Source organism: Streptomyces sp. NPDC057474, from assembly GCF_042802555.1.
Classification (GTDB): Bacteria; Actinomycetota; Actinomycetes; order Streptomycetales; family Streptomycetaceae; genus Streptomyces.
In genome coordinates, this window is record NZ_JBHVDX010000014.1 from 65989 (window position 1) to 85362 (window position 19374).

Annotated in this window: 21 protein-coding genes and 4 tRNA genes; 5 read left to right on the plus strand and 20 right to left on the minus strand. The window is 68.4% G+C overall.

The window, feature by feature from the left end:
• Positions 1 to 512: 512 nt before the first annotated feature.
• The 9 genes from rplL to ACFU53_RS06320 all read right to left on the minus strand — a co-directional run bounded on the left by rplL (position 513) and on the right by ACFU53_RS06320 (position 6662).
• Positions 513 to 896 (minus strand): 50S ribosomal protein L7/L12, encoded by a 384-nt coding sequence (gene rplL, locus ACFU53_RS06280; protein ID WP_383986541.1) that lies wholly within the window; start codon positions 894 to 896, stop codon positions 513 to 515.
• 112 nt (positions 897 to 1008) lie between these two features.
• Positions 1009 to 1539 (minus strand): 50S ribosomal protein L10, encoded by a 531-nt coding sequence (gene rplJ, locus ACFU53_RS06285; RefSeq protein ID WP_383986543.1) that lies wholly within the window; start codon positions 1537 to 1539, stop codon positions 1009 to 1011.
• A gap of 296 nt (positions 1540 to 1835) precedes the next feature.
• Positions 1836 to 2660 (minus strand): DUF1396 domain-containing protein, encoded by an 825-nt coding sequence (locus ACFU53_RS06290; RefSeq protein ID WP_383986545.1) that lies wholly within the window; start codon positions 2658 to 2660, stop codon positions 1836 to 1838.
• An 81-nt stretch (positions 2661 to 2741) separates the two neighbouring features.
• Entirely contained in the window at positions 2742 to 3611 is an 870-nt protein-coding gene (locus tag ACFU53_RS06295) for a hypothetical protein (protein ID WP_383986547.1), read from the minus strand.
• Between the two features lie 184 nt (positions 3612 to 3795).
• Entirely contained in the window at positions 3796 to 4521 is a 726-nt protein-coding gene (rplA, locus tag ACFU53_RS06300; RefSeq protein WP_383986549.1) for a 50S ribosomal protein L1, read from the minus strand.
• A 103-nt stretch (positions 4522 to 4624) separates the two neighbouring features.
• Positions 4625 to 5059, minus strand: a complete 435-nt coding sequence (gene rplK, locus ACFU53_RS06305) for a 50S ribosomal protein L11 (RefSeq protein WP_005481290.1) — start codon at positions 5057 to 5059, stop codon at positions 4625 to 4627.
• A gap of 178 nt (positions 5060 to 5237) precedes the next feature.
• Positions 5238 to 6110 carry a transcription termination/antitermination protein NusG gene (gene nusG / locus ACFU53_RS06310; RefSeq protein WP_383986550.1) on the minus strand — a complete coding sequence of 291 codons (873 nt, stop codon included), beginning with the start codon at positions 6108 to 6110 and terminating at the stop codon, positions 5238 to 5240.
• 77 nt (positions 6111 to 6187) lie between these two features.
• Positions 6188 to 6475: a preprotein translocase subunit SecE gene (gene secE / locus ACFU53_RS06315; RefSeq protein WP_033528314.1), complete on the minus strand. Its 288-nt coding sequence runs from the start codon at positions 6473 to 6475 to the stop codon at positions 6188 to 6190.
• Positions 6476 to 6589: 114 nt separating this feature from the next.
• Positions 6590 to 6662: transfer RNA gene (locus ACFU53_RS06320), tRNA-Trp, on the minus strand.
• Between the two features lie 251 nt (positions 6663 to 6913).
• Here ACFU53_RS06320 and ACFU53_RS06325 point away from each other — a divergent pair.
• Both ACFU53_RS06325 and ACFU53_RS06330 read left to right on the plus strand, forming a co-directional pair.
• The gene (locus tag ACFU53_RS06325; protein WP_383986552.1) at positions 6914 to 8140 is read left to right on the plus strand and encodes a pyridoxal phosphate-dependent aminotransferase; all 1227 of its coding nucleotides are present in this window, start codon (positions 6914 to 6916) and stop codon (positions 8138 to 8140) included.
• A gap of 145 nt (positions 8141 to 8285) precedes the next feature.
• Positions 8286 to 9335 carry an adenosine deaminase gene (locus tag ACFU53_RS06330; RefSeq protein WP_383986554.1) on the plus strand — a complete coding sequence of 350 codons (1050 nt, stop codon included), beginning with the start codon at positions 8286 to 8288 and terminating at the stop codon, positions 9333 to 9335.
• On the opposite strand, the gene ACFU53_RS06335 is transcribed toward ACFU53_RS06330, so the two are convergent.
• From ACFU53_RS06335 to ACFU53_RS06360, 6 genes are all read right to left on the minus strand, one after another.
• Entirely contained in the window at positions 9332 to 10417 is a 1086-nt protein-coding gene (locus ACFU53_RS06335; protein ID WP_383986572.1) for a UDP-N-acetylmuramate dehydrogenase, read from the minus strand. The two genes, ACFU53_RS06330 and ACFU53_RS06335, sit on opposite strands and share 4 nt — an antisense overlap.
• Positions 10418 to 10531: 114 nt before the next feature.
• Positions 10532 to 10960 (minus strand): MaoC family dehydratase, encoded by a 429-nt coding sequence (locus ACFU53_RS06340; RefSeq protein WP_383986555.1) that lies wholly within the window; start codon positions 10958 to 10960, stop codon positions 10532 to 10534.
• A 7-nt stretch (positions 10961 to 10967) separates the two neighbouring features.
• Positions 10968 to 11420: a MaoC family dehydratase N-terminal domain-containing protein gene (locus ACFU53_RS06345; RefSeq protein ID WP_383986557.1), complete on the minus strand. Its 453-nt coding sequence runs from the start codon at positions 11418 to 11420 to the stop codon at positions 10968 to 10970.
• 115 nt (positions 11421 to 11535) lie between these two features.
• On the minus strand, positions 11536 to 11700 hold the full coding sequence (rpmG, locus tag ACFU53_RS06350; RefSeq protein WP_003948671.1) for a 50S ribosomal protein L33: 165 nt from the start codon (positions 11698 to 11700) through the stop codon (positions 11536 to 11538).
• A 91-nt stretch (positions 11701 to 11791) separates the two neighbouring features.
• Positions 11792 to 11864: transfer RNA gene (locus ACFU53_RS06355), tRNA-Met, on the minus strand.
• 46 nt (positions 11865 to 11910) lie between these two features.
• Positions 11911 to 11983 (minus strand) — tRNA-Thr (locus tag ACFU53_RS06360).
• A 386-nt stretch (positions 11984 to 12369) separates the two neighbouring features.
• On the opposite strand from ACFU53_RS06360, the gene ACFU53_RS06365 reads away from it, so the two are divergent.
• Positions 12370 to 13647: an amidohydrolase family protein gene (locus tag ACFU53_RS06365; protein ID WP_383986559.1), complete on the plus strand. Its 1278-nt coding sequence runs from the start codon at positions 12370 to 12372 to the stop codon at positions 13645 to 13647.
• A gap of 148 nt (positions 13648 to 13795) precedes the next feature.
• Here ACFU53_RS06365 and ACFU53_RS06370 read toward each other — a convergent pair whose 3' ends face one another.
• Complete coding sequence (locus tag ACFU53_RS06370; RefSeq protein WP_383986560.1) at positions 13796 to 14875, minus strand: hypothetical protein; 1080 nt, start codon at positions 14873 to 14875, stop codon at positions 13796 to 13798.
• Positions 14876 to 14997: 122 nt separating this feature from the next.
• On the opposite strand from ACFU53_RS06370, the gene ACFU53_RS06375 reads away from it, so the two are divergent.
• A complete protein-coding gene (locus tag ACFU53_RS06375; RefSeq protein ID WP_383986562.1) occupies positions 14998 to 15654 on the plus strand; it encodes an SDR family oxidoreductase in 657 nt (218 codons plus the stop codon).
• A 25-nt stretch (positions 15655 to 15679) separates the two neighbouring features.
• Here ACFU53_RS06375 and ACFU53_RS06380 read toward each other — a convergent pair whose 3' ends face one another.
• The 3 genes from ACFU53_RS06380 to ACFU53_RS06390 form a co-directional block, all read right to left on the minus strand.
• Entirely contained in the window at positions 15680 to 15886 is a 207-nt protein-coding gene (locus ACFU53_RS06380; protein ID WP_383986564.1) for a hypothetical protein, read from the minus strand.
• A 119-nt stretch (positions 15887 to 16005) separates the two neighbouring features.
• Positions 16006 to 16112: transfer RNA gene (locus ACFU53_RS06385), tRNA-OTHER, on the minus strand.
• A gap of 86 nt (positions 16113 to 16198) precedes the next feature.
• Complete coding sequence (locus ACFU53_RS06390) at positions 16199 to 16723, minus strand: peptidoglycan-binding protein (RefSeq protein WP_383986566.1); 525 nt, start codon at positions 16721 to 16723, stop codon at positions 16199 to 16201.
• 63 nt (positions 16724 to 16786) lie between these two features.
• On the opposite strand from ACFU53_RS06390, the gene ACFU53_RS06395 reads away from it, so the two are divergent.
• Complete coding sequence (locus ACFU53_RS06395) at positions 16787 to 17575, plus strand: NUDIX domain-containing protein (RefSeq protein WP_383986568.1); 789 nt, start codon at positions 16787 to 16789, stop codon at positions 17573 to 17575.
• On the opposite strand, the gene ACFU53_RS06400 is transcribed toward ACFU53_RS06395, so the two are convergent.
• Complete coding sequence (locus ACFU53_RS06400) at positions 17559 to 18566, minus strand: XRE family transcriptional regulator (protein WP_383986574.1); 1008 nt, start codon at positions 18564 to 18566, stop codon at positions 17559 to 17561. The genes ACFU53_RS06395 and ACFU53_RS06400 overlap by 17 nt on opposite strands.
• Positions 18567 to 19374: the final 808 nt, after the last annotated feature.

The following is a 19374-nucleotide window of genomic DNA, read 5'->3' on the forward strand; positions in this document are numbered from 1 at the left end:
CATGCCCCTGGTGACGGGCAGGGGACAGCTAACAGGCAGCGCAAAGGGTCAGTGTAGCCACTTGGCACACTGATGTCCAGTGCGGGTTTCTCGAAACCCTCGCTGTTCTCGACACCTACGCAAGCCCACGCCCTCAATGCACGTTGATACTGCCCTCTTCGCCGTCGATCCATGCCTCGGAGTTCGGATCGGTGCGACGACGCGTCCTGAGAATTGCGCGCTGCGTGCGGTTCGTCAAGGCCCCTCATGCCCGATCCCGGTGCCGCGCTCGTCACTCGCGGCTCGTCACCTGGGGCGTTCGGAGGCAGGACGAAGATCACCATACTCGTCGCCACCCGCAGTGCAAGGCAGCCGTCACTCGACGTCCCGGAACGCCGAAGGGCGACCACCCAGTTGGGTGATCGCCCTTCAGTACGTTCGCGTTACAGCCTCGAACGAGTTTTTGACACTCGTCTCAGAACTGTCTCGCAGGATCCTCGCGGATCCAGGAGAGCCGGAGGACCGGCGAGGCCTTACTTGACCTCGACGGAGGCGCCGGCGGCCTTGAGGGACTCGGCAGCCTTCTCGGCGGCCTCCTTGGCGACCTTCTCGACGACGGGCTTCGGGGCGCCGTCCACGAGGTCCTTGGCCTCCTTCAGACCCAGGGAGGTCAGCTCACGCACGACCTTGATGACCTGGATCTTCTTGTCGCCGGCACCGGTGAGGATGACGTCGAACTCGTCCTGCTCCTCAGCGGCCTCGACCGGCGCGCCGGGGGCACCCGGGGCGGCGACGGCGACCGCGGCGGCGGCGGTGACGTCGAACTTCTCCTCGAACGCCTTCACGAACTCGGAGAGCTCGATGAGGGTCATCTCCTCGAACTGCGCGAGCAGGTCGTCCTGGCTGAGCTTCGCCATGGTGGGCGATCCTTCCACTAATTCGGCTGGTGCCGGTATGTACATGTCTGGCGGGCGTACGTTCGGCCCGCTACGACCGTCGCCTCAGGCGGCGGTCATTTCGGGGGCCGAATTACTCGGCACCGCCCTGCTCTGCCTGCTTGGCGCGAAGAGCGTCCACGGTGCGGACGAGCTTCGAGGGAAGCGCCTGGAAGAGCTGCGCAGCCTGGGACTGCTTGCCCTTGAAGGCACCCGCCAGCTTGGAGAGCAGAACCTCGCGGGACTCGAGGTCCGCAAGCTTCTTGATCTCGTCGGCGGACAGCGCCTTGCCGTCAAGGACACCGCCCTTGATGACGAGGTTCGGGTTGTCCTTGGCGAAGTCACGAAGACCCTTCGCCGACTCCACCGGGTCACCGGTGACGAAGGCGACCGCCGTCGGACCGTTGAACAGGTCGTCGAGCGTCGTGATCCCGGCCTCGTTGGCCGCAATCTTGGTCAGCGTGTTCTTCACCACGGCGTACTGGGCGTTCTCACCGAGCGAACGACGCAGCGTCTTGAGCTGCGCCACGGTGAGACCCCGGTACTCGGTCAGCACGGCAGCGTTCGAGCTACGGAACTGCTCCGTGAGCTCGGCCACCGCGGCAGCCTTGTCGGGCCTTGCCATAGAGCGTCGGCCTCCTTCCGGGTGATGACGACCGCTCAGAAGGGGCTGGGGTAAAACGAAACGCCCCGGCGCAGGCGCTCGGGGCGTGGCTCGACCGGACGAATCCCGTACGACGACGGAACCGGACCGGGAGCAACTTCCACAGTCACCTGCGCGGGTCGTCCGCAGTTCAGCGGATCCTTCGGCCACCGCGCCCTCTCACGAGCACACGGCAACGACCAGCGGTCTTTGGCTTCCTGAGGAGCCTAGATGACACACGGCGTGTCAAGCAAATCCGTCGATGCGCCCGCCCCGCCTCAGGCCTCCGGCGCACCGATGTCATAGGTGTCTCCCTCGGGAGGGGGCACGACGGTCATCGCCCGGTCGAACTCGAGGAAGGTGACGGTCATGTCGTACGTGCCGGTGGCACCGGCCGCCCGTATGCGGAACCGCTTGGTGTTGCCGTCGCCGTCTATCCACTGGTTCATCGTGATCGTGGGCGCCGCCAGTGCCACGAACTGGGCGTAGCGCCGCTCCCGGACGGCTTCGCTCTCGCTCTTCAGGGCCTCACGGAGCCCGGCGCCGCTGACGGTGCCCTGGTAGTGCGTGGTCCTGACGCCGTTCACGGTCCTGGTGCCGAGCCCCTCGACGTCCTCGGAGCCGATGAGGAAGGTGGACTGGTCGATCGGATCGTTGGTGACGTACTCCACCGCCTCCGGATCGCCCGACTCCCGAGCCGTGTCGAGATCGAAGCGGGTCCAGTACTGATCGGCGGTGTTGACCTGGGTCTCCCCTCCGATGTACAGCCCTCCGTCGACCGCGCAGAGCTCCCACTTGTGATCCTCCGTCTGCTGCTCGTGGGAGGTGACATTCATGACCATGGAGAACGTGACGCCGGAGCGCCGCTCGGCCTCGGCTTCGATGAGGCCGCCCTTCGGCGTCCGGCCGGACATCCGGTAGTGCAGGGAGAGCACCTGCTCGATGCGGTCCGCCGCCTCGGCCACGGCAGTGACGGCCTTCTCCTCCGACGACTCCGTCTTCGTCGCACCGTCCGTACAGGCGCTCGCACCGGCCAGCAGCGCGACCACGGTCGCGGCTCCGACGGTCCCACGGCGAACCGAACCGCGCGCGGCAAACCTCATGTGTCCCCCGACATCTCCTGACCCACCGCTGTGGGCCAGAGGGGACCCTATCCCGACCGGATCATGGCATCTGCCCGCAGGTCAGCTCGCCGGCAGAGAGCTCATCAGGTCCTTGTAGTCGACGGTCCGGTCGGCCGGCGGCTCCTCGGTGGAGACGTCGACGCCGTAGTCGCTGTAATGGACCGTGGAGTTCACCACGCCGTTCGCGGTGTCGGCCTTCTCGACCTTCTTGACCAGCAGGTCGTCGTCGTTGATCCAGAGGTCGATGTCCACGGTGGTGATGCCGGACGCCTTCAGCTGTTCCTCCAGCTCGGCCCGCATCTCCTCGCCGAGGTTCGCGTTCCGCTCCTGGATGTCGGCGACCTTCACCGTGCCCGCGTAGTGCGTGGCACTCTCCCCCCGCACGTCCTCCTCACCGACCTGCTCGATGTCGCCGGAGGCCAGCAGGAGCCGTACGGACTGGTTCGGCGTGACGCTCTTGAAGTGCTCCTGCACATAGGCGCCGGAGGCCCCGCCGATCATCTCGTCCATGTCCTCGTACGCGTACCTGATCCACCGCTTGCCGCCGTACTGCCCGGCGAAGAGGTCGCCCATGTCCGCGTAGTAGGCGTCGGGCAGATAGCGGGCCTCCGTCGAGGTGATGCCCAGCCGGCCCATCTGGTCGGCCGCCTGGCCGCCGGTGTACGTGATGGTCATGGTGCCGTTGAGCCCGTCGGCCCAGTCGACCTCGCCGTCCGCCTCGATGGACATCAGGTCGCCCATGTCCCCGGTGGACTCGATCCTCGACGAGTCGGCGTCACCCGTGGACTTGTCCGCGAGCTTCAGCGCCGCGAACGGATCGCCCCCGCCGCCCTCGCCCGAGTCCGAGGACCCGCAAGCCATCACCCCCGTCAGCGCGGCCGCCACCGCGACCGACAGGACCGTACGGCGGCACCTGGTCGTGTTGGTCATCCGTCCCCACCCCCAGGGAGATTGGCGTGCTCCGCACACCAGAGCAGCACACCTGCGCGCGTATGCCCACCCGTGCGCCCAAAAGGCCCTTATGCCGAAAAGGGACGAGCCCCGCACCTCGAAAGGTTGCGGGGCTCGTCCTCGGGCTGTGCGACCGCGACGCGGCTGCCGGTGAGCGTCAGGCTCAGACGGCGGCCGGGTCCTCCTCGACGAGGAGGTTGCGGGTGCGGTTCGAGTCGATCGGAATGCCGGGGCCGATCGTGGTGCTGATCGCGGCCTTCCTGATGTAGCGACCCTTGGCGGCCGACGGCTTCAGACGGAGGATCTCCTCCAGGGCCGCGGCGTAGTTCTCCACCAGCTTGGTGTCGTCGAACGACGTCTTGCCGATGATGAAGTGCAGGTTCGAGTGCTTGTCGACGCGGAACTCGATCTTGCCGCCCTTGATGTCGTTGACGGCCTTCACGACGTCCGGGGTCACGGTGCCGGTCTTGGGGTTCGGCATGAGACCACGGGGACCGAGCACGCGGCCGAGGCGGCCGACCTTGCCCATGAGGTCCGGGGTGGCGACGACGGCGTCGAAGTCCAGACGGCCCTTCGCCACCTCGTCGATCAGTTCGTCGGAGCCGACGATGTCGGCGCCGGCGGCGGTCGCGGCCTCGGCACGGTCACCGGTCGCGAAGACCAGGACCCGGGCGGTCTTACCGGTGCCGTGCGGGAGGTTCACGGTGCCACGGACCATCTGGTCGGCCTTGCGCGGGTCGACACCCAGACGGAAGGCGACCTCGACGGTGCCGTCGAACTTGGACGTGGAGGTCTCCTTGGCGAGACGGACGGCCTCGAGCGGGGCGTACTGCTTGTCCCGGTCGATCTTGGCGTCCGCAGCGCGGAGAGCCTTGCTGCGCTTGCTCACAACTGCTCCTGTGGGTTCTGAAAGGAGTCGTGGTACGGGCCGAGCAGGCCCTGCCACGTGCGGCTGCTCGTACGGCGTCCGCATGGTTCTACGAGGGTGGGGTTCAGCCCTCGACCGTGATGCCCATGGAACGGGCGGTGCCGGCGATGATCTTCGACGCGGCGTCCAGGTCGTTGGCGTTCAGGTCGGGAAGCTTGGTCGTGGCGATCTCGCGGACCTGCGCCTCGGTGATCTTGGCGACCTTGGTCTTGTGCGGCTCGCCAGAGCCCTTCTCGACACCCGCGGCCTTGAGGATCATCTTCGCGGCCGGCGGCGTCTTGGTGACGAAGGTGAAGGAGCGGTCCTCGTAGACCGTGATCTCCACCGGGATCACCCAGCCACGCTGCGACTCGGTCGCGGCGTTGTAGGCCTTGCAGAACTCCATGATGTTGACGCCGTGCTGACCGAGCGCGGGGCCGACCGGCGGGGCGGGGTTCGCCGCACCGGCGTTGATCTGGAGCTTGATGAGCCCCGTGACCTTCTTCTTCTTGGGAGGCATTGCTCTCCGGGTCCTTTCGATTCGAGTGCACCCCCACCCAGGTCGCGTCCCGGATGAAGGCATACCGCACAACGATAACGGGTATAGATGCGCGGCCAAAAACCGAGCAGGTCAGACAGGCTTTTGACAGCCCGTCTGACCTGGTCGGAAGCGGTGGTCCAGAAGGAGCCGGTGCTTGCTAGTTCTTCTGGATCTGGTCGAACGACAGCTCGACCGGCGTCTCGCGGCCGAAGATCTCGACGAGACCCTTGACCTTCTTCGAGTCCGCGTTGATCTCGTTGATGGTCGCCTGCAGCGTGGCGAACGGACCGTCGGTGACGGTGACCGAGTCGCCGACCTCGAAGTCCAGCACCTGGACCTCGAGCTTGCGGGCGGGAGCCGGCTTGCCCTCGGCCTCGGCCGCCTCGCGGGCCGCCTTCTCCTCGGCCTCCGGCGCGAGCATCTTGACGATCTCGTCCAGGGTCAGCGGGTACGGGTCGTAGGCGTTGCCCACGAAGCCGGTGACGCCGGGGGTGTTGCGGACGACGCCCCAGGACTCGTTCGTCAGGTCCATGCGGACGAGGACGTACCCGGGAAGCTTGTTCTGGCGGATCGTCTTGCGCTCGCCGTTCTTGATCTGCGCGACCTCTTCCTGCGGCACCTCGGCCTGGAAGATGAAGTCCTCGACATTCAGCGAGACGGCGCGCTGCTCGAGGTTGGTCTTCACGCGGTTCTCGTAACCGGCGTACGTGTGGATGACGTACCACTCGCCGGGCAGAGTCCGCAGTTCCTCACGCAGGGCCTCGACGGGGTCGACCGGCTCGGTCTCCTCCTCGACGGCCTCTTCGGCTGCGTCCTCGTCCTCGACGGCCTCTTCGGCCGCGTCCTCGGCGTCCTCGTCCTCGGCGTCCGCGTCGTCCTCGACGTGCACGGCCTCTTCCTCGGCCGGCTCCCCCGCCTCGGCTTCGGCAGCCTCGAACTCGTCGGCCTCGTCCGCTCCCTCGACGATGTCGAGCTCATCATCCACGGACTCGTCCGGCTCGATGGCGTCGTTCAGGTTCGGGTCAGACACGTGGCTGCTTCTTCCTGGATACATGGGGGTGGAACACGCGAAAGGGGCGCCAGGTTACGGCGCCCTTCGCTTTCGGCTCAGCCGAAGACGTACTTGGCGGCCTTGTCGAGGCCGAAGTCAATCACAGTAACAAGACCGATCATGATGACCACGAAGACGATGACCACCGTGGTGTAGGTCGTCAGCTGGGAGCGGGTCGGCCAGACGACCTTCCGCAGCTCCGCGACGATCTGGCGGTAGAAGAGCGCGAGGCGCTTCAGCGGGCCCTTCTTGGCACGCTTGCCGCCCTTGCGGGTCTTCTTCTTGTCCTCGGGCACCTCGTCCTGGGCATCAGGCGTGTCGATGGAGCCCACGGCGTCCGTCATTCATCCTCACCTGATTCCGGTCCGGGTCGTGGCCGTGCCGCGCCCGGTCTGAGCCGCACGGCGGAACATTGCTGTACGTACATGCGCACACATCCTGGCGTGAGGAGTGTGTAGCAGGGCCGGAGGGACTTGAACCCCCAACCGCTGGTTTTGGAGACCAGTGCTCTACCAATTGAGCTACGACCCTTTGCGGTTCTCCCCAACGTACCGCATCCGACCGGGTGCTCGGTGTGCACCTGGAGGGGCGCGGCCGGTGAAGGCCAACGAGGAGAGAGCATACGTGGTCCGAGGCCTGTCGTCGAACAGAAAGCGTCCGTAGGGACGTTGCTCGTCGAAGATCGACCGTTGCCGGGCCCGGATACGGACGGTTGTTCCGTCGCTGTTCAGTCTGTGAAACCCGCGTGCCGGGCGCGTTTCCTGTCTGAAACGATGGGGTCCATGAGCGCTGCAACCCCTCCCACCGAGCGCCGGGTCTCCGCGCGTATCGGCGCGATCTCCGAGTCCGCCACCCTCGCCGTGGACGCCAAGGCCAAGGCCCTCAAGGCCGCGGGACGTCCGGTGATCGGCTTCGGCGCCGGTGAGCCCGACTTCCCGACCCCCGACTACATCGTCGAGGCGGCCGTCGAGGCCTGCAAGAACCCGAAGTACCACCGCTACACGCCGGCGGGCGGTCTGCCCGAGCTGAAGGCCGCGATCGCCGCGAAGACCCTGCGCGACTCCGGTTACGAGGTCGACCCGTCGCAGGTCCTCGTGACCAACGGCGGCAAGCAGGCCATCTACGAGGCGTTCGCCGCCATCCTCGACCCGGGCGACGAGGTCATCGTCCCCGCGCCGTACTGGACGACGTACCCGGAGTCGATCCGTCTGGCCGGCGGTGTCCCGGTCGACGTCGTCGCCGACGAGACCACGGGCTACCGCGTCTCCGTCGAGCAGCTGGAGGCGGCCCGTACGGAGAACACCAAGGTGCTGCTCTTCGTCTCCCCCTCCAACCCGACGGGCGCGGTCTACACGCGCGCGCAGATCGAGGAGATCGGCCGCTGGGCCGCCGATAAGGGCCTGTGGGTCCTGACCGACGAGATCTACGAGCACCTGGTGTACGGCGACGCGGAGTTCCACTCGCTGCCGGTGGTCGTGCCCGAGCTGGCCGACAAGACCATCGTGGTCAACGGTGTCGCCAAGACGTACGCGATGACGGGCTGGCGCGTGGGCTGGGTCATCGGCCCGAAGGACGTCGTGAAGGCCGCGACGAACCTTCAGTCGCACGCCACGTCGAACGTCTCCAACGTCGCCCAGGTGGCCGCCTTGGCCGCCGTCTCGGGCGACCTGTCGGCCGTCGAGGAGATGAAGGAGGCCTTCGACCGGCGCCGCAAGACGATCGTGCGGATGCTCAACGAGATCGACGGCGTCCTCTGCCCGGAGCCCGAGGGCGCGTTCTACGCCTACCCCTCGGTGAAGGACCTGGTCGGCAAGGAGATCCGTGGCAAGCGCCCGCAGGACACGGTCGAGCTGGCCGCGCTGATCCTGGAGGAGGCCGAGGTCGCGGTCGTCCCCGGCGAGGCCTTCGGCACCCCCGGCTACCTGCGTCTGTCGTACGCCCTGGGTGACGAGGATCTCGTCGAGGGCGTCTCCCGCATCCAGAAGCTGCTGGCGGAGGCGACGGACTGACGTCCTGAGCAACCGCTCCGAGGGGCGCGACCACCACAGACGGACTTTCTCATGTGGTGATCGCGCCCCCCTTCATGTGTGCGAGCAAGGCCACGTTCGGGGATTCCGCTTTCGGTACGGCCAAGACGTACGGCAGGATCCTTGAATGGAGCGTGTACGTGATCTCTCTGAACTGCCCAAGGCCCATCTGCACCTGCACTTCACCGGGTCGATGCGGCCCACGACCGTGCTGGAGCTGGCCGACAAGTACGGGGTGCGGCTGCCCGAAGCGCTCACCGAGGCGCTGACCAGCGGGGAACCGCCGAAGCTGCGGGCGACGGACGAGCGAGGGTGGTTCCGGTTCCAGCGGCTGTACGACGCGGCGCGCTCGTGTGTCAGGGGGCCCGAGGACATCCAGCGGCTGGTGCGGGAGGCCGCGGAGGAGGACGTGCGGGACGGCTCGGGCTGGCTGGAGATCCAGGTGGACCCGACGTCGTACGCGCCCCGGCTGGGCGGGCTGATCCCGGCGCTGGAGGTCATCCTGGACGCGGTGGACACGACCGTGCGGGAGACCGGCCTCGGGATGCGGGTGCTGGTGGCCGCGAACCGGATGAAGCATCCGCTGGACGCGCGCACGCTGGCCCGGCTGGCGGTGCGGTACGCGGACCGCGGTGTGGTCGGCTTCGGGCTCTCCAACGACGAACGCCGGGGCATGGCGAGGGACTTCGACCGGGCCTTCGCGATCGCGCGTGAGGGGGGTCTGCTGTCGGCGCCGCACGGCGGCGAGCTGACCGGCCCGTCGTCGGTGCGTGACTGCCTGGACGATCTGCACGCCACACGGATCGGGCACGGGGTGCGTGCGGCGGAGGACCCGCGTCTGCTGAAGCGGCTCGCGGATCGGGGCGTGACGTGCGAGGTCTGCCCGGCCTCGAACGTGGCGCTCGGTGTCTACGAGAAACCCCAGGACGTCCCCCTGAGGACTCTGTTCGAGGCCGGTGTGCCGATGGCTCTCGGCGCGGACGACCCACTGTTGTTCGGCTCCCGCCTCGCGGCCCAGTACGAGATCGCCCGCCACCACCACGGCTTCACGGACGAGGAGTTGGCGGAGCTGGCCCGGCAGTCGATCCGGGCGTCGGCGGCGCCGGAGCAGGAGCGGGCGAAGCTGCTGGCCGGGGTGGACGACTGGCTCACCCGTCCGGCCGACCAGGCGCCCTAGAGGCTGACGCCCACCGTCACCGGCTCGTTGACCAGGGTGACCCCGAAGGTGTCCCGGACTCCGGCCACGACCTCGCGGGCCAGCGTGAGCAGGTCCTCGGTGGTGGCCGTGCCCCGGTTGGTGAGGGCCAGGGTGTGCTTGGTGGAGATCCGGGCGGGGCCGGTGCCGTACCCCTTGGTGAAACCCGCCCTGTCGATCAGCCAGGCCGCGGAGGTCTTGGTGTGGCCCTCGCCCGCGGCGTACGCGGGCGGGGTGATCCCATCCCCGAGCCGCTCCCGCACACGCGCGTGGAACGCGGCGAACTCCTCGTCCGTGAGGATCGGGTTGGTGAAGAACGACCCGGCCGACCAGGTGTCGTGGTCCTCGGGGTCGAGCACCATGCCCTTCCCGGCCCGCAGCTTGAGCACGGTCTCGCGGGCGTCGGCGAGGGGTACGCGGTCGCCGGGCTCGACGCCGAGCGTGCGGGCCGTCTCGGCGTACTTGATCGGTCCCGACAGGCCGCCCGCGTCCTCCAGTTCGAACCGGACCCGCAGCACGACGTACCGCTCGGGTTCGTCCTTGAAGCGGCTGTGGCGGTACGAGAAGGCGCACTCGGTGTTCGGGACGGTGACCGTCTCGTGGGTGCGGCGGTCGTAGGCGACGACCTCGGTGATGGTGGAGGCGACCTCCTGGCCGTACGCCCCGACGTTCTGGATCGGCGTCGCGCCCGCGGAGCCGGGGATGCCGGCCAGGCACTCGATTCCCGCGAGCCCGGCCTCGACGGCCCGGGCGACCGCGTCGGTCCACACCTCACCGGCGGCCAGTTCCAGCCTCGATCCGTCGAGCGCGAAGCCCTTTGTCGCGATGACCAGCGCGGTCCCGGCGAACCCCTTGTCACCGATGACCAGGTTGGACCCGCCCCCGATGAGCAGCAGCGGCGTACCGGAGTCGTCGGCGTCGCGGACGGCGGTGATCACCTCGTCGTCGGTGGTCGCGGTGATCAGCCGGTGCGCGGGCCCGCCCAGCCGGAAGGTGGTCAGCGGGGCGAGGGGGGCGTCGTGGAGTTCCTGCACGGGCTCAAGAGTACGAGACGCGACGGACAGGCTTGTCGAGCCTGTGGACAGGGGCCGGCCGAACCGATGTAAGGGGCACCCCGCAAGGGAGGACACCCCTTACCGCACCGCATTCGTCGCTCGAACCGTCAGGCCAGTCGTACGTCAGGCCAGTCGTACGACCGCCCGGGACATGCCCAGCACCTTCTGGCCGGCGCTCATCGCCGTGAGGTCCACGCGGACGGTGTTGTCGTCGAGCTTGGCGCCGACCTTGGCGCTGACCTCGATCGTGGCGCCCTGGTCGTCGTTGGGGACGACGACGGGCTTGGTGAAGCGGACGCCGTACTCGACGACGGAGCCCGGGTCGCCGGTCCAGTCGGTGACGACACGGATCGCCTCGGCCATGGTGAACATGCCGTGCGCGATGACGTCCGGGAGGCCGACCTCCTTGGCGAACTTCTCGTTCCAGTGGATCGGGTTGAAGTCGCCGGAGGCACCCGCGTACCGGACGAGGCCGGCGCGGGTCACGCCGAAGGTCTGGGCGGGCAGTTCGGTGCCGACCTCGACGTCGTCGTAAAAGATCTTCGCGGTCATCGGATCCTCACGCCTCCTCGGCCGCGCGGGCCACGAGCTTGGTCCAGGCGGTCACGACGTGCTCGCCGGTCTCGTCGTGGACCTCGCCGCGGATGTCCAGGATGTCGTTGCCCGCCAGGGACTTGATCGCCTCGATGGTCGAGGTGACCGTGAGGCGGTCACCGGCGCGCACCGGGCGCTTGTGGGCGAACTTCTGGTCGCCGTGCACCACCCGGCTGTAGTCGAGGCCCAGCTGGGGGTCCTGGACGACCTGTCCCGCCGCCTTGAAGGTGATCGAGAACACGAACGTCGGCGGGGCGATCACGTCGGCGTACCCGAGCGCCTTGGCGGCCTCCGGGTCGGTGTACACGGGGTTGGTGTCCCCCACGGCCTCCGCGAACTCGCGGATCTTCTCCCGGCCGACCTCGTAGGGGTCGGTGGGCGGGTAGGAACGCCCCACGAAGGACTGGTCGAGCGCCATGGGCTCGGCACCTCCTGGTTGCTCAGCGGATACGGCGGTACTGGCCGGTACGGGTCGCTCAACGACGCGAGGCCGCCCCCGATTACTCGGGGACGGCCTCGTGTACGAGCCTGATTTATCGCGTTTCGCGGTGCGCGGTGTGCGCGTTGCAACGCGGGCAGTGCTTCTTCATCTCCAGTCGGTCCGGGTTGTTACGCCGGTTCTTCTTGGTGATGTAGTTCCGCTCCTTGCACTCCACGCAGGCCAGCGTGATCTTCGGGCGGACGTCGGTGGCAGCCACGTGAGTGCTCCTTGACGAACGGATGGGACAGGGTTCAACGCATAAAAGAGTAGCCGATCGAAGGACCGACCCCGCAATCGGCTACTGTCAGTAGCGGTGACCGGACTTGAACCGGTGACACAGCGATTATGAGCCGCTTGCTCTACCGACTGAGCTACACCGCTGTGATGCGATCGGATCCCGCCTTGCGACGGGAACCATTCACACCAGAGCCCCAATACGGAATCGAACCGTAGACCTTCTCCTTACCATGGAGACGCTCTGCCGACTGAGCTATTGGGGCGAGCGATGAAGACATTACACGCCTCACCACCGATCGCCCAAATCCGTTTCCGCGCCCACATCCATGGGCCGTCCACGGGCCGTCCACGGATCATCCGGGGTCGTCCGGAGCCGTTCGTCCGTCCCGTTTCCCGAGGCCGCGCGGGCCCCATGCACACCACCGTTCCCGGCTCTCCCTGTGGTCCCCGGGCAGGTGAACCACACCGGTACGACTATTGCGCTCCTCCGCGACGAGGACGGACGGTCCGCCTAGGCTCGTCTCACTCTGCGTGACCTTGTGTCCCCCACCGTCCTCCCGCCGTATCCCCGTCGTATCCATGTCGTATCCCCATCGTGTGCGTCACCGTGTGTGTCACCGTGCAGCCGTCGTCGAGCCCCAGGAGCGCGATGCCCGACAGCCAGCCGCAGCCGTCCCACTCCTCCTTTGGCCCGCCCTCGGGCCCGGGCGAGGCAGGCGCCCTGTTGCTGTGCGGTGCGCGCCTGACCGACGGCCGGGTGGTGGACGTACGGCTGGGCGGCGGGCGTATCGAGGCGGTCGGCACGGCGGGCAGCCTGGGCGCCGGCCCGGCCGCGTCCGGGGCACCCGTCACCAGGGTGGACCTCGGTGGCCATCTGCTCCTGCCGGCCCCCGTCGAGCCCCACGCCCACGGCGACACGGCTCTGTCGGCCGACTGCGAGGGGCCGGTCCCGTACGACGTCCAGGACGTCCAGCGGCGGGCCACCGAGGCCGCGCTGCTGCAGCTCGGGCACGGCGCCACGGCGGTGCGCTCGCACGTCCACGTGGGCGACGTACAGGGTCTGGAGGCGCTTGCGGCGGTGCTCCAGGCGCAGCGGGCGCTGCGCGGCCTCGTCGAGCTGACGACGGTGGCGATGCCCCGGGTGCTGACCGGGGTGGCCGGGGCGGACGGGCTCGCGATCCTGCGGGACGCGGTCAAGATGGGCGCCTCGGTGGTCGGCGGCTGCCCGGATCTGGACCCCGATCCCACCGGGTACGTGGAGGCGGTCCTGGAGATCGCCTCCGAGCACGGCTGTCCGGTCGACCTGCACACCGACGGCGACGACCCGGCCCGCCTCGCCCGGCTCGCGGCCATGGCGGGCGGCCTGCGGCCCGGCGTCACTCTCGGCCCGTGCGGCGGCCTCGGCCGCCTCCCCTCCCAGGCCGCCTCCCGCGCCGCCGACCAGCTCGCGGCGGCCGGCGTGACCGTCGTCTGCCTCCCCCAGGGCGGCTGCGGCACCGTGAACCGCCGGAGTACCGCGCCCGTACGGCTCCTGCGCGCGGCCGGCGTACGCGTCGCGGCGGGCAGCGGAGCACTGCGGGACGTGTCGAACCCCGTCGGCCGCGGGGACCCCCTGGAGGCGGCCTACCTGCTGGCCTCCCGGTACGGGCTGCGGCCCGAGGAGGCGTACGACACCGTCAGCGGGGCGGCGCGCGCCGCGCTCGGCCTGCCCGAGGTGCGCGTCGAGGCCGGCTTCCCCGCCGAACTGCTCGCCGTACGCGGCGCCCGGCTCGCGGGGGTGCTGTCCCTCGCGTACAGCCGAATCGTCGTGCACCGGGGGCGCGTGGTGGCGCGCACCAGCGCGGTACGGGAGTACTGCGGCTCGGCGGCGAGCGCGGCGCTGGATCTTCCTCGGCAGGGGCGGGGGGAGCCGTCTTGCGGGGCGTGAGGGGCGTACGTGAGGGACATGGGCGCGTACGGGCCGCACATGGGCGTACGGACACGCGCGCGTGGGCTTTCGTGCTCCACGCGCGCGTGCCCGAAGGGACGGGCGTCCCGCTCGCCGGTGTGTCAGATGCTGAGCGTCCCGCTGTCGGTCAGACGCCGAGCATTCCGCTGCCGAACGGGCCGCCGAACTCGTCGACCGGGATCTCGGAGGCACCCTTGGGCGCGCTGATGTCGTCGGCCTTGCCGAAGGTGAGGACGAGGGGGGCCTTGGCGCCCTTCGGGTCGTCGGCGAGGACGGCGAGGTCCGTCTCGATCCGGGTCAGGTCACCGTTCTTGAGGGTGAAGTCGACCGCGACCTTCTTGTTCGGGGCGTCCTTCATGTCCTTGGCGGTGGGGAGTTCGGCTCCCGGCGGCAGATCGCCCTTGAGGGGCTGGAGCTTGTCGACGATGCCGGTGAGCAGGTCGCGGAAGTTGGCCTTGGCGGTGATGACCTCGGTGCCGTCCTTGCCGTCCTTGGTCTTGAAGTCGACCTCACGGGCGACGACACCGCGGACGGCGTCGAGGATCTTCTTCTGGGTCTTGGCGTCGATCTCGTCGGAGCCGCCCGCACCGGAACCGGCGCCCGCGTCCTCGGCGGCCTCCTGCAGGTCGGCGGTGTTGACCTTGACCCAGTCGCCCTCGAGGACCGGCCGCAAGTGCTGCTCGCTCTCGGGGAGTTCGTCGGCCGTCGGGAACGGCATGCCCATCGCCTCGCCGATGGCCTCCATGTCGGCGCGGTAGTACGTGTAGTCACCGACCATCCGGTACTCGGCGAACACGCCCTCGTCGCCCGCGATCTTCATTCCCATGCCGGCGATGTCCTTCTCACCGGACTCGGCCAGCGGCTTCTTCGACTTGACCGACACGTCGACGCGCAGCCCGGTGAAGAACTCCGCCATCTCCGGCGGCACTTCCTCGCTGTCCTCGCCCATCAGCGCGACGAGGTCGTCCGGGTCGGCGTCGAGCCGCATCCCGAAGGCCAGCGACTTCTGCTCGCCGAGCTGCTCGACGGCACTGTCGATCTTCTGCCCCGCGGTGAGGTTCTGGACGGTGCCGCACGCGGCCACCGTGACGAGCACGGCCGCGGCGCAGCCGACCCCGGTGAAGGCGCGGCGGACTACGGGCGCCCCGGCGGCGGATGCGCGCTCCATGGACGTACGTACGACGGTCTTGCGCGTGGCTATACGCATGGCGGTGATGGTGTTCCCCCCGTGATTCCGGCGCTCGCCGACACGGCGAACACTGTTGAGACACCTGGGACGGCCGGATGGTTGCGCGGCGAACGCGTCCGTTCGGGCGTACGGTCGGAGACATGCGCATTGTCATCGCTGGAGGTCATGGTCAGATCGCGCTGCGGCTGGAGCGACTGCTCGCCGCGCGCGGTCACGAGGTCGCGGGGATCATCCGCCGCGCCGAACAGGCGGACGATCTGCGCGCGGCCGGTGCCGAACCGGTGCTGTGCGATCTGGAGTCGGCGTCGGCCGAGGAGGTCGCCGCCCATCTGCAGGGCGCGGACGCCGCCGTGTTCGCGGCGGGTGCCGGGCCGGGCAGCGGGGCGGCCCGCAAGGACACGGTCGACCGCGCGGCCGCGGTCCTGTTCGCGGACGCCGCGGTGCGGACGGGCGTACGCCGCCACATCGTCGTCTCGTCCATGGGCGCGGACCCCGCGCACCAGGGCGACGAGATCTTCGACACCTACCAGCGGGCGAAGGGCGAGGCCGACGCGTACGTGCGCAACCTGGGCGCCCTGGACTGGACGATCCTGCGCCCCGGCATGCTGACCGACGACGCCGGCACCGGCCTCGTACGTCTGGAAGCATCCACGGGCCGCGGTCCGATCCCCCGCGACGACGTGGCCGCGACGCTCGCCGAACTCCTGGACACCCCGGCCACCGCCGGGCTGACCCTGGAGCTCATCAGCGGTTCGACGCCGGTGTCCGTGGCGGTGAAGTCGGTGGCGGGCAACTGAACGAGTTGGACCGAGGGGCCTCGCTTCAGAACAGCGGCAGCTGACCGGGGAAGTCGGGAACGACGAAGCCGTCGAGCGCGGGCTGGGCCGCTCCGATCCGGGCCGGCCTGCGCGACCCGGGACACGACACCAGCTCCCCGCCGGCCCCCGGCGGATCGTGCCGCGCGAACCGCCCCGCCACGACGGCGATCTCACGACGGCACTCGGGGCAGCTCCTTCGACGCGATGACATGCAGTCAGTGTGCCTCGCGGCGCACCGACCCCCTTGTCCGTCACCATCGAAGTCGTCCACACACACGAAGAAGCCCCTCCCGAACTGTTCTCACAGTCCGGAAGGGGCTTCCCTCCACGTGGCGGCGCCAGGATTCGAACCTGGGTAGGCTAAGCCGACGGATTTACAGTCCGCGCGGCGATCGCGCCGTGACCTGGGGGTTTCCGCCTGTCAGCGCCCTACTGCCCCACAAGCACCCCACAAGACCGCCGTCTTGAGTGAGCAACCCGCCTGGACTTCAAGCGTCGGCCGCGGCACCTGCCACGCTGGTGATCAGCACACGCTATCCGTCGAGTTGGCCCAGAAGACCAGGAATGACCATGTCTGGGCTCCAACCATCCCATCGACCGTGATACCGGCACAGCGCTGGAACCGCGTCGTCGCCGAGTTGGTGACCGGCCCAAAGTCGCCGTCCTCATCCAGGTCTGTGCCTGTCATGGCGTTGTTCAGGTAGCACTGAGTCTGCTGGACAGCGCTTCCTGCGGATCCCATCCTCAATGTCGGCCGCTTGATGGTGTAGTTGCACACGTCTACAGATCCGTGGGCAACAACCTTGCCTGGCGCTGCGCTCACCGTGGTCGAGCGAGGCGCTTGGGATTCAGCGTTCTGAGGTACCGCTACAGCCGTGCCTCCCGCGAGAACGAGAGAGGCGACCAGAGTCACGCCAGTAGACAAGCGTCGCATGTACATCACCTCCAACAGACGCACCCCCTGTACCACCGTGCGCTTTCGTCGCAGAGGTTGCATCCCGGCGCTAGTAAGAAGCACCTTCTGTTGAAAGAGGGAGAAACGGCACATGGCAGTGTGAGACCTCGTCGCTACGCTGGTACACACCACCTCAGAATGGAGAGTGCTCCGCGGATGGGACCGAAGACGACGAAGGTCTACGAGACACTATGCGACCGGCTTGCCTCTGGCGAGTACGCGCCGGGCGATAAGTTCCCATCGGAGCGCGCACTCGTGGAAGAGCTCGGCATCGGCCGTACCGCGCTGCGGCAAGTGCTGGCCCGACTCGTGTCTGAAGGTGCCCTCGAAGTTCGAGGGCGGAGTTCCTACCGGGTACCCGACGGCGTGAGCGTCAAGACGCCTGAGGGGTTGGAGCCGTGGCGCATCCACGGTGAGCGTGACCTCTACGACAACCAGTGGGTCAAGCTCCAACTGTGGGACGTGGAGCCGCCCGGCGTGGAGCGGTTCGAACACCACGTGGTGAAGCTTCAACACGTCGCCATCACTGCCGTGGTCGACGACCAGGACCGCGTTCTCATGATGTGGCGGTACCGGTTCGTACCGGGGCGGTTCGGGTGGGAGTTGCCCGGCGGCATCGTCGACAAGGGGGAAGCGCCGGCGGACACGGCACTGCGGGAAGTCGTGGAAGAGACGGGGTGGCGCCCGAAGCGGGTTGAGCACGTCGTCAGCTATCAACCCATGGTCGGCATGGTCGACTCACCACACGAGATCTTCGTAGCCCACGGGGCCGAAAAGGTCGGAGAGCCGACCGACCTGGAAGAGGCCGGACACATCGAGTGGGTACCCCTCGCAGACATTCCGGGGCTCATGGCGCGGGGGGAGCTACTGGGGTCCGGGACCCTGGTCGCGCTGCTTCACATCCTGGCGACCAGGGGTAAGCCCGGCCTTACAGCCGCTCGCTGAGAAGGTCAACACGGCGGCGCTGCCGCACCGATCCTGTGCGGCTCGCCAAGAGCCGTGCCTGCCGTAGGTGGGTGTTCGCGTCGTCGTACTCGGCACGGGAAAGATGCGCTTGCGCAAGATCGGTGTGGAGCCCTGCCTTCGCTCGCACAAAGGTGGGGTCCATCACCTCAAGCGCACCGTAGAGGCTGGTCACGGCTTCGTCGTCCCCGAGTAGACCGAGCACGTTGCCGCGCCACCGTGCCAGATGAGCGCTGTTCAAGAAGATACTGAGCATGTCTGGGTCGCGGTCCTCAGAGCCCGGCGGGATCGCCTCCATGGCCGCTTCCAACGCACGCTTGCAGTCCTCCACCATCCCGGCGTGCGCGCACAGCTCGGCTTCGGCCGCGTGCAGCCATGCCCGAAGTCGAGGTGAGCCCGACTGGCCCACGGTGCGCTGAGCGTCGCGCACGAGGTCGACTCCGAGGGCGGGCCGTCCGGCATCGCAGAGCACGTACGCCTGTTCGCCCATGGCGTGCGCGAGGTACATCGGGGCTTCGGCATCGCGGGCGGCACGCTTCGCCAACTCATAGTGCCGCCAAGCCCGTTCGACGGCTCCTGAGTCGATCGCCTGCCACGCGGCGAGGGTGGACGCGCCAGCGAGTGCGAGCGCCACGGGGCGGCGCGCGGACGGCAGTACGGCGAAGTTCAGCGCGTCTTCAAGGGCGGAAAGGTGTCCCGTCATCTGGTCGACGAGACCCGCCGCGCCCCTCTCCCTGTCCATGGTGCGGAGTAGTTCGGTCTGGCTGTTGAACGCCTGCACCATGGACGCGCTGACGCTGCTGGCGGAGTCGATTCGGCTGAGCAAGTCGTCGTAGCCGTCGGCCGTCGGGGGCGTCGACTTCTGGCGTACACCCCTCAGTTCGGTGTTGGTCACACCGAGGAGGTTGCGCAGGACCGCCGCGTAGCGGTCAGAGATCGGGCGCCGGCCGTTCTCCCACTCGGACACGTACACCCGCAGACTCGCCGTCGAGGCAACGTCGGTGAGGCTCTGTCGGGCGTACTGCTCGATCTCCCGGATAAGCCGCTCTTGAGACCAGCCGCGCGCCGTCCGCGCGTTTCGCAGTCCTGAGTCTGCGCTCACAAGGCACCCCGTTTCAGCGTCGGTCCGATCGCTTCTCACCCATGGTGCCTCACATCGCCGCAGGTCAACAGGGGTTAACACCAGACCCTAACTCGCCGTTCATGAACGTTAGTTGGCTGCCGCGACACCCCCTCCCCAAGGTCTCCTTGAGGTGCACCGCGAGGGGCGGTCGCCACTCAATCCGGCGAACCACCTTGACTCTGGTGCGCACCAGATGCACTCTACTGGTGCGCACCAGTTTACGGAGCTGGCTCCGATTCGCGGTGCGCGAGCAGAGGGCGGGGACGCTGCAATCCCGCTAAAGGCCAGATGAACAGGGCTTCGGCCCCACTGGCGAGGTGGCCCGGTGACCGCGAGCAACGGCCGGCGTGTGGGGACTTGGTCCCCCTTGCAGTGATGTTCCGTACCCCTTCGACCTGGGAGTTCCGATGATTCGACGAACCCTGTGGGCGTCGCCGTGATGGACCGGCCGACGGCGCCCGTGCGACACCCGAGCCAGTGAGCGGAGCGCACGCGCTCACGGCCGAACCGGTCCGCCCCCTTCCTGCCATCGCAGCGGCTAGCGCTGCGGCCGGTTGCCTCCCTCGCCCGTCCGACCGCGCTTCGCCTGCTGGTCGTACGGGCGGGGCGGAGGGGAGCCGGAGATCCGACTTCAACGGCGCGCGGCCCCGGGTGTCCC

What these genes read in the sequence shown, in the direction of transcription:
- rplL (WP_383986541.1), bottom strand. Translation starts at nt 896, where the DNA reads ATGGCGAAGCTCAGCCAGGACGACCTGCTCGCGCAGTTCGAGGAGATG.
- rplJ (WP_383986543.1), bottom strand. Translation starts at nt 1,539, where the DNA reads ATGGCAAGGCCCGACAAGGCTGCCGCGGTGGCCGAGCTCACGGAGCAG.
- ACFU53_RS06290 (WP_383986545.1), bottom strand. Translation starts at nt 2,660, where the DNA reads ATGAGGTTTGCCGCGCGCGGTTCGGTTCGCCGTGGGACCGTCGGAGCC.
- ACFU53_RS06295 (WP_383986547.1), bottom strand. Translation starts at nt 3,611, where the DNA reads ATGACCAACACGACCAGGTGCCGCCGTACGGTCCTGTCGGTCGCGGTG.
- rplK (WP_005481290.1), bottom strand. Translation starts at nt 5,059, where the DNA reads ATGCCTCCCAAGAAGAAGAAGGTCACGGGGCTCATCAAGCTCCAGATC.
- secE (WP_033528314.1), bottom strand. Translation starts at nt 6,475, where the DNA reads ATGACGGACGCCGTGGGCTCCATCGACACGCCTGATGCCCAGGACGAG.
- ACFU53_RS06325 (WP_383986552.1), top strand. Translation starts at nt 6,914, where the DNA reads ATGAGCGCTGCAACCCCTCCCACCGAGCGCCGGGTCTCCGCGCGTATC.
- ACFU53_RS06330 (WP_383986554.1), top strand. Translation starts at nt 8,286, where the DNA reads ATGGAGCGTGTACGTGATCTCTCTGAACTGCCCAAGGCCCATCTGCAC.
- ACFU53_RS06340 (WP_383986555.1), bottom strand. Translation starts at nt 10,960, where the DNA reads ATGACCGCGAAGATCTTTTACGACGACGTCGAGGTCGGCACCGAACTG.
- ACFU53_RS06345 (WP_383986557.1), bottom strand. Translation starts at nt 11,420, where the DNA reads ATGGCGCTCGACCAGTCCTTCGTGGGGCGTTCCTACCCGCCCACCGAC.
- ACFU53_RS06365 (WP_383986559.1), top strand. Translation starts at nt 12,370, where the DNA reads ATGCCCGACAGCCAGCCGCAGCCGTCCCACTCCTCCTTTGGCCCGCCC.
- ACFU53_RS06370 (WP_383986560.1), bottom strand. Translation starts at nt 14,875, where the DNA reads ATGCGTATAGCCACGCGCAAGACCGTCGTACGTACGTCCATGGAGCGC.
- ACFU53_RS06375 (WP_383986562.1), top strand. Translation starts at nt 14,998, where the DNA reads ATGCGCATTGTCATCGCTGGAGGTCATGGTCAGATCGCGCTGCGGCTG.
- ACFU53_RS06380 (WP_383986564.1), bottom strand. Translation starts at nt 15,886, where the DNA reads ATGTCATCGCGTCGAAGGAGCTGCCCCGAGTGCCGTCGTGAGATCGCC.
- ACFU53_RS06390 (WP_383986566.1), bottom strand. Translation starts at nt 16,723, where the DNA reads ATGTGCCGTTTCTCCCTCTTTCAACAGAAGGTGCTTCTTACTAGCGCC.
- ACFU53_RS06395 (WP_383986568.1), top strand. Translation starts at nt 16,787, where the DNA reads ATGGGACCGAAGACGACGAAGGTCTACGAGACACTATGCGACCGGCTT.